Annotated in this window: 6 protein-coding genes and 2 pseudogenes; 3 read left to right on the forward strand and 5 right to left on the reverse strand. The window is 71.8% G+C overall.

Annotated features, from left to right (window positions below; all coding sequences use genetic code 11):
* From G3I40_RS21155 to G3I40_RS21170, 4 genes and pseudogenes are all read right to left on the reverse strand, one after another.
* Positions 1-239 (reverse strand): annotated as a pseudogene (locus G3I40_RS21155) (hypothetical protein); the annotation flags it as partial.
* A 43-nt stretch (positions 240-282) separates the two neighbouring features.
* Entirely contained in the window at positions 283-1146 is an 864-nt protein-coding gene (locus tag G3I40_RS21160; RefSeq protein WP_164303707.1) for a carbohydrate ABC transporter permease, read from the reverse strand.
* Positions 1147-1148: 2 nt separating this feature from the next.
* A complete protein-coding gene (locus G3I40_RS21165; RefSeq protein WP_164303708.1) occupies positions 1149-2120 on the reverse strand; it encodes a sugar ABC transporter permease in 972 nt (323 codons plus the stop codon).
* 55 nt (positions 2121-2175) lie between these two features.
* Positions 2176-3465 (reverse strand): ABC transporter substrate-binding protein, encoded by a 1290-nt coding sequence (locus tag G3I40_RS21170; RefSeq protein ID WP_164303709.1) that lies wholly within the window; start codon positions 3463-3465, stop codon positions 2176-2178.
* Positions 3466-3705: 240 nt separating this feature from the next.
* Between G3I40_RS21170 and G3I40_RS21175 the strand changes: the two are divergent.
* A pseudogene (locus tag G3I40_RS21175) lies at positions 3706-4134 on the forward strand (GNAT family N-acetyltransferase); the annotation flags it as partial.
* A gap of 94 nt (positions 4135-4228) precedes the next feature.
* On the opposite strand, the gene G3I40_RS21180 reads toward G3I40_RS21175, so the two are convergent.
* A complete protein-coding gene (locus G3I40_RS21180) occupies positions 4229-4639 on the reverse strand; it encodes a GNAT family N-acetyltransferase (protein WP_164303711.1) in 411 nt (136 codons plus the stop codon).
* Positions 4640-4771: 132 nt separating this feature from the next.
* Here G3I40_RS21180 and G3I40_RS21185 point away from each other — a divergent pair, with 132 nt between their 5' ends.
* Together G3I40_RS21185 and G3I40_RS21190 are read left to right on the forward strand one after the other, a co-directional pair.
* Positions 4772-7495 (forward strand): alpha/beta fold hydrolase, encoded by a 2724-nt coding sequence (locus G3I40_RS21185; protein ID WP_164303712.1) that lies wholly within the window; start codon positions 4772-4774, stop codon positions 7493-7495.
* Positions 7492-8358, forward strand: coding sequence for an ABC transporter permease (locus G3I40_RS21190; protein ID WP_164303713.1), 867 nt, complete (start codon positions 7492-7494; stop codon positions 8356-8358). The genes G3I40_RS21185 and G3I40_RS21190 overlap by 4 nt, the downstream gene beginning before the upstream one ends.
* Positions 8359-8862: the final 504 nt, after the last annotated feature.

Below are 8862 nucleotides of genomic sequence, written 5' to 3' on the forward strand. Positions count from 1 at the left end.
CCGCCACGCAACGCCGACCGCCACGTCGCCAGGAACCGCCGGGCCGTGCCGGACGACGGCCCGTCCGGCACGCACCGCCGCACCTGCGCGCACCCCGCCGCCATCGCCGCCGGCCACGTCACCACGAGCAGCGAACCGGCCGCCACGAGCAGCCCGATCCACAGCACCTCCGCGAAGAGGGTGAAGCGTTCGCCGTACGGCGTCTCGCGCCGATTCGGCTGCCCCGCAAGGGAGTTCATCGGAGCAAGCGAAGTCATCGAATCAAGCGAAGTCATCGAAGTGTCACCCCTTCATTCCGGACGTCGCCGCGCCCTCGATCAGCAGCCGCTGGAACGCCACGAAGAACGCGATCACCGGGAGGAGGGAGAGGACCGACATGCCGAGCATCGCCCCGTAGTCCTGGCTGCTGGTCGAGTCGACGAACAGGCGCAGCGCCAGCGGCAGCGGGTACTTCTCCGGCGACTGGAGGTAGATGAGCGGCGCGAAGAAGTCGTTCCACGACCAGATGAAGGTGAAGATCGCGGTCGTGATCAGCGCCGGGCGCAGCAGCGGCAGCACGATGTGGCCGAAGATCCGGAAGTGGCCGCAGCCGTCGATCAGCGCCGCCTCGTCGAGGCTGCGCGGCAGGTTGCGTACGAACTGCACCATCAGGAACACGAAGAACGCGTCCGTGGCCAGGAACTTGCCGAGCAGCAGCGGAACGTACGTGTCGACGAGCCCGGCCTTCTGGAACATCGTGTACTGCGGGATGAGCAGCAGGTGCGTCGGCAGCAGGATCGTGCCGATCATCACGGCGAACATGGCGCCGCGCCCCCGGAACCGCAGCCGCGCGAACGCGTACGCGGCGATCGAGCACGACAACACGTTCCCGAGCACCGAACCAAGCGCCAGGACAAGGGAGTTGAAGAAGAAGCGCCAGGCCGGTACGTCGCCGATGCCGTCGAGGGCGGTACCGAAACCGCTCCAGTCCAGCCGCGACGGCAGCAGGTCGAAACTGGAGATGATCTCGGAGGCGGGCTTCACCGAGGAGGTGAACACCCACACCACCGGGTAGAGCAGGACGAGCAGCAGGACCAGGGCGGCCGCGTGCCAGGTGAGGGAACGGGACCGGGCGTGCGGGGCCCGCGTCGGGGTCGTGGTCGTCATCGTCACTTCTCCTCGCCCGCGTAGTGGACCCAGCGGCCCGACGTCTTGAACAACACCGCGGTGACGACGCCGACGACCAGGAGCAGCACCCAGGTCAGGGCGGCCGCGTAGCCCATCCGGAAGTCGTTGAAGCCGAGTTCGTACAGGTACATCGAGTACACGTGGGTGGAGCCGGCCGGGCCGCCGGTGCCGTTGGACAGCACGAACGCCGAGTTGAACATCTGGAAGGCGTGCACCATCTCCAGGACCAGGTTGAAGAAGATCACCGGGGAGAGCATGGGCACGGTGACCGAGACGAAGCGGCGCACCGGGCCCGCGCCGTCGAGGGCGGCGGCCTCGTACAGGTCGGTGGGGATCTGCTGGAGCGCCGCCAGGAAGATCACCATCGGTGCGCCGAACTGCCACACCGACAGCGCCACCAGCGACATCAACGACCAGTCGGGGTCGGAGACCCAGCCTCCGGTGTGCACGCCGAAGGCGCCGAGGAACTGGTCGACGACGCTGCCCGTCGAGAACAGCAGCCGCCACACGATGGCCGCGCCGACGCTCGCGCCGATCAGGGACGGCATGTAGAAGGCGGCGCGGTAGAAGTTGCGGCCCTTGCGCCGGGTGTGCAGGAGCAGCGCCACACCGAGCGCGGCGATCAGCTTCAGCGGGGTCGCCACCACCACGTACAGGAGCGTCACGCCGACCGAGTCCCGCACCTCGGGGTCGTCGAACAGGAGCCGCTTGTAGTTGTCGAGGCCGATCCAGCGCGGGGCGTCGAGCAGGTTGTAGTCCGTGAAGGACATGTAGAGCGAGAACAGCATCGGCCCGACGGTCAGGACGACGGCGCCGATCATCCAGGGCGTGAGGAAGACGTACGCGGCGCGGTCGCCGGTGCGTCTGCGGCGTCGCTTCGCGGGTGGGGTCGCGGTGGCGCCGCCGTCGCGGGCGCGGGGTATCGCGGCGTCGGTCGCCGTCGTACCGGCCATGAGGACTCCGTACGGTGAGACGTTTCGGGGCGGGGAGCGGGCGTGGCCCGGGACGTCAGGCGAGGACGACCTTCGCCTGGTCGAAGTAGAGGTCCACGGCCTCGTCCACCGAGACCCGGCCGTAGAACAGCTTCTCGGCGGTGCGCTGCAGGTAGACGTTGAGCGAGGCGCCGCCGTCGGCGGGCGGCGGCGGGGTCGGCGCGAGCGTCGACGCCACCTCCTTCTCGTACGCCTGCACCTGGCGCACGGCGGGATCGGGGGAGGGGGTGCCGCTCTGCTGGGTGGTGGTGGGCGGCATGCCCATGTTGGTACCGACGATCTTCGACACCCGCGGGTCGTTCACCATGAAGTCGATGAACTGCGCGACCTCGCTGAGGTACGGCGTCTTCGCGGCGGCGCCGATCAGCATGCTCGGCTTGGCGTAGATGCCGGGGCGGCCGGTGTCGGTGGGGACGGTGCCCAGGGTGAGCTTGCTGCCGCGCAGCGTGCCGCGGCCGCCGACCTGGTTGTCCCACTGCAGTTCGGCGGCGGCGCGGCGGGTCGTGATGGGGAAGCCGGGCAGCGACTCCAGGACGGTGTCCGGGCCCGCGAGCGCACCGTCCTTGCGCCAGGCGTCGGTCTTCGCGAGGAAGGTCCGCAGGTCGTCGTGGCCGAAGCCGAGCGCGCCCTGGTCCGTCCACATCCGCAGGCCCTGCTGGCGCAGCCAGATCTCCAGGCCCAGGTAGTTCTGGCCGAGGTTGTCCATCCCGAACTGCCGGTGCTTGTAATGCCGGCTCACGGCCCGGCACTGGTCCATGTACGTGTTCCAGTCCATCCGCGCGCTCGGCGGCCTGGCTCCGGCCTCGGCGTACGTCGCGGCGTCGTACTGCACGGACACGGCGTTCTGCGCGACGGGCATCGCGACGCGCTGCTCGGCCACGAGGCCGGCGGTGCGCATCGAGGGGATGAGGGTGGAGGCGTCGATCTCCTTGCCGGGGCCGGAGCGGTCGCCGAGGTCGGCGAGGACGCCGTGCTCGCCGAGCGTGCGGATCCAGGCGTAGTCGACGTGCATGACGTCGGGCGGATTGCCGCCGGCCGCCGCCGTGCTCAGCTTCTGCCAGAACGCGTCGAAGGCGGCGAAGCTCGTTTTGATCCTGACCTTCGGATGGTCGCGCTCGAAGACGGCGACGCACTTGTCGATCAGGTCGGCCCGGATCGTGTCTCCCCAGAAGAAGTACCGCAGGGTGACGGTGCCATCCGCGCCGGCGGACCGGGAGGGCCCGCCGCAGGCACTGAGCGCGGTGCCGAGGCCGGTGGCGAGGACGGCGGACAGGGCGGTGCGGCGGGAGGGGGCGTCATTGCCCATGGGAGGCCTCCACGAACGGTTCGACGGCGGGGGCTTCACGACCGTGGATCGGAGGGCGTGATGAGGACGGACCTTTGCATGCGCTCGCAGAGGCGTCAATGGCTCTCACAAGGCAGAAAGCGCTTCAACTCTCTTTGCTGCACACCCTCTTGACGCGACTCTGCGAGCGCTTGCAGGATGACGGGCGAAAGCGCTTGCTCCAAGCGGTTCCGTGCCGTGGCCGACGGATAGGGTCGCGCCATGGACATCCGTGTGGAAACCGTCCGCGAGGCGGACCGGGCACTCGTCGACGCCTTCGACAGGCTCCTGCCGCAGCTGTCGTCGACCGCCGAGCCCCTCGACCGCGAAGCGCTCGACAGGATGGTGACCTGCGACGCCACCACCGTGCTCGTCGCCCGCACCCCGGACGCGATCGTCGGCACCCTGACGCTGGTGCTGCTGCCCCTGCCGTCCGGAGTGCGGGCCCGCGTCGAGGACGTGGTCGTCGACGGCGCGGCGCGCGGGCGGGGAGTCGCCGCCCTGCTCACCGAGGAGGCGCTGCGGATCGCCCGGGAGGCGGGCGCCCGGACGGTCGACCTCACCTCACGCCCGGACCGGGCGGCCGCGAACCGGCTCTACGAGCGTCTCGGCTTCCGGGCCAGGCAGTCCACGGTGTACCGCTATGCGATGGATGCAGTGGATGCAGGGGGTGCAGGGGACGCACGGGGCGGACGGGGCGGACGGGGCGGACGGGATCTGCAGGACGCGCGGGACGCGGGGTCGGTCAGGTGAAGTCCCACGTGATCACCTCGCACGGGCCCTCGCCCGCGCCGCCCGCGCTCCGGTACGTCGCGAGCGCCGCGTCGTTGTCCGTGTCCACGCCGACCCACATGTCGTAACAGCCGAGCTCCGCGGCCAGGTCCGCGAGCGTCCGGATCAGGGCACGGCCGATGCCGCGGCGCCGGTGGGGCGCGGCGACCGAGAGTTCGTAGAGGAACATCTCACGTCCCTTGTCGGGATGGACGGTCTCGACGCCGCTGATGAAGCCGACGGGTTCGCTCTGCGCGTACGCGAGATAGAGGTGGTGGCCCGAGGTGGCCAGGAAGTCGGCGGCCCACTCGCTGCGCGGCGGAGAGTCGAAGAGGTCGGCCGCGGCGAGGAGTTGGGGAACCGTGGTGGCGCGTTCGATACGCATGCCGGATTCGTAGCACGGCGGCGGCGTACCACGCCTGCGGTACGGGGCGGGCGGACCGTACTACCCCGGGAGGTCGGCGGGTTCCGACCGGGGGTGGCGGTGACTGTCGGTGGTGGCACCTACGGTTGACGCATGGATCGACGAGTGCGCGCATGGCGCGAGCGGGTGCGAGGAGGGCCGCGGCGGTGGATCGCCGTCGCGGCGGCCCTCGTGGTGCTCGCGGGAGCGGGGACCTGGTCCGTGGCGTCAGCCACGTCGACCGGGGGCGGAGCGGCCGTGCACCGGCAGGACCGGATGATGGCGATGGGCGGCGGTGTCCGTATCGACACCTCGTACTTCACGGCCGGTGACGGGGACGCCAAGCGGCCCGCCGTGCTGCTCGCGCACGGCTTCGGCGGCAGCAAGGCGGACGTGCGCGGCCAGGCGCAGAAGCTCGCCGAGGACGGGTACGCGGTCCTGACCTGGTCCGCGCGCGGCTTCGGAAAGTCCACCGGCAAGATCGGGCTGAACGCGCGGGACGGCGAGGTCGCCGACGTCTCCCGGCTGATCGACTGGCTGGCGAAGCGGCCCGAGGTGCAGCTCGACAAGCCGGGCGACCCGCGCGTGGGCGTCACCGGCGCCTCGTACGGCGGCGCGGTCTCCCTGCTGTCCGCCGCCGACGACAAGCGGGTCGACGCGATCGCCCCGCAGATCACGTACTGGAACCTGGCGGACGCGCTCTTCCCGGACGGCGTCTTCAAGAAGCTGTGGACCGGGATCTTCTTCACGACCGGCTCGGCGGACATCGGCTCGCGCACCAGCGAGGCCGGGCTGAACTGCGGCCGGTTCAAGAAGGACCTGTGCGACATGTACCAGCGGGTCGCCCAGTCCGGGAAGCCGGACGAGCAGGCCCGCAAGCTCCTTGAGGAGCGCAGCCCGTCGGCCGTCGGCGACCGCATCAAGGTGCCGACCCTCATCTCGCAGGGCCAGACGGACTCGCTGTTCCCGCTCGGCCAGGCCGACGACATCGCCCGGCACGTCAAGGCCAACGGCGCACCCGTCGACGTCGACTGGATCGCGGGCGGGCACGACGGCGGCGACATGGAGGTGGGCCGCACCACGAAGCGCGTCGCCACCTGGTTCGACCGCTACCTGAAGGACAAGGACGTCGACACGGGGCCCGCGTTCCGTGTCACCCGCACCGGCGGCGTCGACTCCACGGACGGCGCGGCCACGGTGCGCGGCGCGAGCGGCGACGCCTATCCGGGGCTGCGCGGCGAGCGCCGCGTGGGCGTGCCGTTGAAGACCGGCATCGAGACGTTCCAGAATCCGCCGGGCGGCAACCCGCCGTCGATCTCCTCGGTGCCGGGCCTCGGCAGCGCGTCCCAGCTGTCGTCGTCCCTCGGCGTCGGCCTCGCCCTCGACTTCCCCGGCCAGTTCGCCCGGTTCGACTCGGCGCCCCTGGACCGCTCCGTACGCATCACCGGCTCCCCGACGGTCACGGCCCACGTGAAGTCCTCCACCGGCACCGCCGTCCTGTTCGCGAAGGTCTACGACCAGGGGCCCGGCGGGTCGCGGCAGATGCTTCCGTCCCAACTGGTCACGCCGGTACGGGTGACCGGGGCGGGCGGCGACGGCAAGGACGTGCGCATCACGCTCCCGGCCATCGACCACCAGGTGCAGAAGGGCCACAAGCTGCGGCTCGTCCTGTCCGCGACCGACCTCGGCTACGCGTCACCGGCCCGGTCCGCGACGTACCAGGTGACGGCCACCGGCCCGCTGAGCCTGCCGACGACGCCCGGCGTGCGGACCGCGGCCACCGCGCTGCCCTCGTGGGTGTGGTGGCTGCCGATCGGCGCGGCCGTCGTCGCGGCGGGGCTGCTGCTGACGTCCCGCAGGCGCACGACGGCCCCCGCGCCCGACCCGGAGCTGGCCGAGGTCCCGCTGCAGATCACCGACCTGAGCAAGCGGTACGCGAAGTCCACCGACCGGTACGCCGTGCGGGACGTGTCCTTCCGCGTCGAGAAGGGCCAGGTCCTCGGCCTGCTCGGGCCGAACGGCGCGGGCAAGACGACGACCCTGCGCATGCTCATGGGCCTCATCCGGCCCGACGAGGGGGAGATCAGGGTCTTCGGGCACGCGATCCGCCCCGGCGCGCCCGTGCTCTCCCGCGTCGGCGCGTTCGTCGAGGGCGCCGGCTTCCTGCCGCACCTGTCCGGCCGGGAGAACCTGGAGCTGTACTGGCAGGCCACCGGCCGCCCGCCCGAGGACGCGCATCTGGCGGAGGCCCTGGAGATCGCCGGGCTCGGCGACGCCCTGGCCCGCGCCGTGCGCACGTACTCGCAGGGCATGCGCCAGCGGCTCGCCATCGCGCAGGCCATGCTCGGCCTGCCGGACCTGCTGATCCTGGACGAGCCGACGAACGGGCTCGACCCGCCGCAGATCCGCGAGATGCGCGAGGTGATGATCCGGTACGCGCGCGGTGGCCGCACCGTCATCGTCTCCAGCCACCTGCTGGCCGAGGTCGAGCAGTCCTGCACGCACCTCGTCGTCATGGACCGCGGGCGCCTCGTGCAGGCGGGTCCTGTCGCCGAGATCGTCGGCTCCGGCGACACCGTGCTCGTCGGCCTGGCCGCCGAGGTCTCCGACCCGCTGGTGGACAAGGTGGCCGCGCTGGAGGGCGTGGCATCGGTGGCCCGCGCGGACGACGGCCTGCTGGTCCGCCTCGCCGTGGACCCGGGGCCGGGGCCGCGCACGGACCCGGCCGCCCGGCTCCTGGCCGATCTGGTCCGGCTCGACGTGCCGGTCAAGTCCCTCGGCCCGCACCGGCGCCTGGAGGACGCATTCTTGACGCTGATCGGAGGGACCCCGGCATGACGACGACCAGCACACAGATGCCCGAACTCGCGGCGGGGTACCGCCCCCGCCGGACCCTCCCGCTCCGGGTCGAGCTGATCCGGCAGGTGAAGCGGCGCCGCACCCTCGTCATGGGGGCCGTGCTCGCGCTGCTGCCGTTCGTGCTCGTCGCGGCGTTCGCCATCGGGGGCTCCCCGGGCGGCCGGCGCGGGCAGGTGACGCTGATGGACACGGCCACCGCCTCCGCGGCCAACTTCGCGGCGACGTGCCTGTTCGTGTCCGCCGGGTTCCTGCTCGTCATCCCCGTCGCCCTGTTCTGCGGCGACACGATCGCCTCCGAGGCCAACTGGTCGAGCCTGCGGTACCTGCTCGCGGCGCCGGTGCCGCGCGCCCGCCTGCTCCGGTCCAAGCTGACCGTCGCGCTCGGCCTCAGCCTGGCCGCGATGGTGCTGCTGCCGCTCGTCGCACTCGGCGTCGGCGCCGTCGCCTACGGCTGGGGGCCGCTGGAGATCCCGACGGGCGGGGCGCTGTCCGCGGGCACGGCGGCCCAGCGCCTCCTCGTCGTGATCGCGTACATCTTCGTCTCCCAACTGGTCACCGCGGGCCTCGCGTTCTGGCTGTCGACGAAGACGGACAACCCGCTGGGCGCGGTCGGCGGCGCGGTCTTCCTGACCATCGTCGGCAACGTCCTGGACGCGGTGACCGCGCTCGGCCACTGGCGCGACTTCCTGCCCGCGCACTGGCAGTTCGCGTGGGCCGACATGATCCAGCCGCAGCCCGAGTGGAGCGGAATGATCCAGGGGACGGCGGTGTCGGTGGCGTACGCGGTGGTGCTGTTCGCGCTGGCGTTCCGCGGGTTCGCGCGCAAGGACGTGGTGTCGTGACCGACGGGCCAGGGCGTCCGCCCTGTGCTGGCGAGGTCGCGCAGGGACGTGGTCTCGTGATCGTGACCGACGGCTCAGGGCGTCCGCCCGGACCGGCGAGGTCGCGCAAGGACGTGGTGTCGTGACGGGCTCAGGGCGTCGGCCCGGACCGGCGAGGTCGCGCAAGGACGTGGTGTCGTGACGGGCCCAGGGCGTCCGCCCCGTACCGGCGAGGTCTCCGGAGGATCTCCCACCGGTCTCAACTGCCCTTCTCCGTAACCCCTTCGAGGCCAAGGCGCAATCGCCCGGAACGAACACCCGGGCCCCTTCGCGCGTCACAGTCGCAGGACATCGACGCCGGGGGCCCAGGAGGGCGACATGCGGAACGGATCGGACGGGACACGCCGCCGACGGGGCGGGGCACTGCTCGCCGCGGTGGCCGTCGGCGGACTGCTGCTCACCGGATGCAGCGCGGGCCAGGACGCGGCGGGCGGCAAGCGGGCACCCCTGACCGGGGGCGGGGCG

This window comes from Streptomyces sp. SID14478 (assembly GCF_010548525.1).
Classification (GTDB): domain Bacteria; phylum Actinomycetota; class Actinomycetes; order Streptomycetales; family Streptomycetaceae; genus Streptomyces.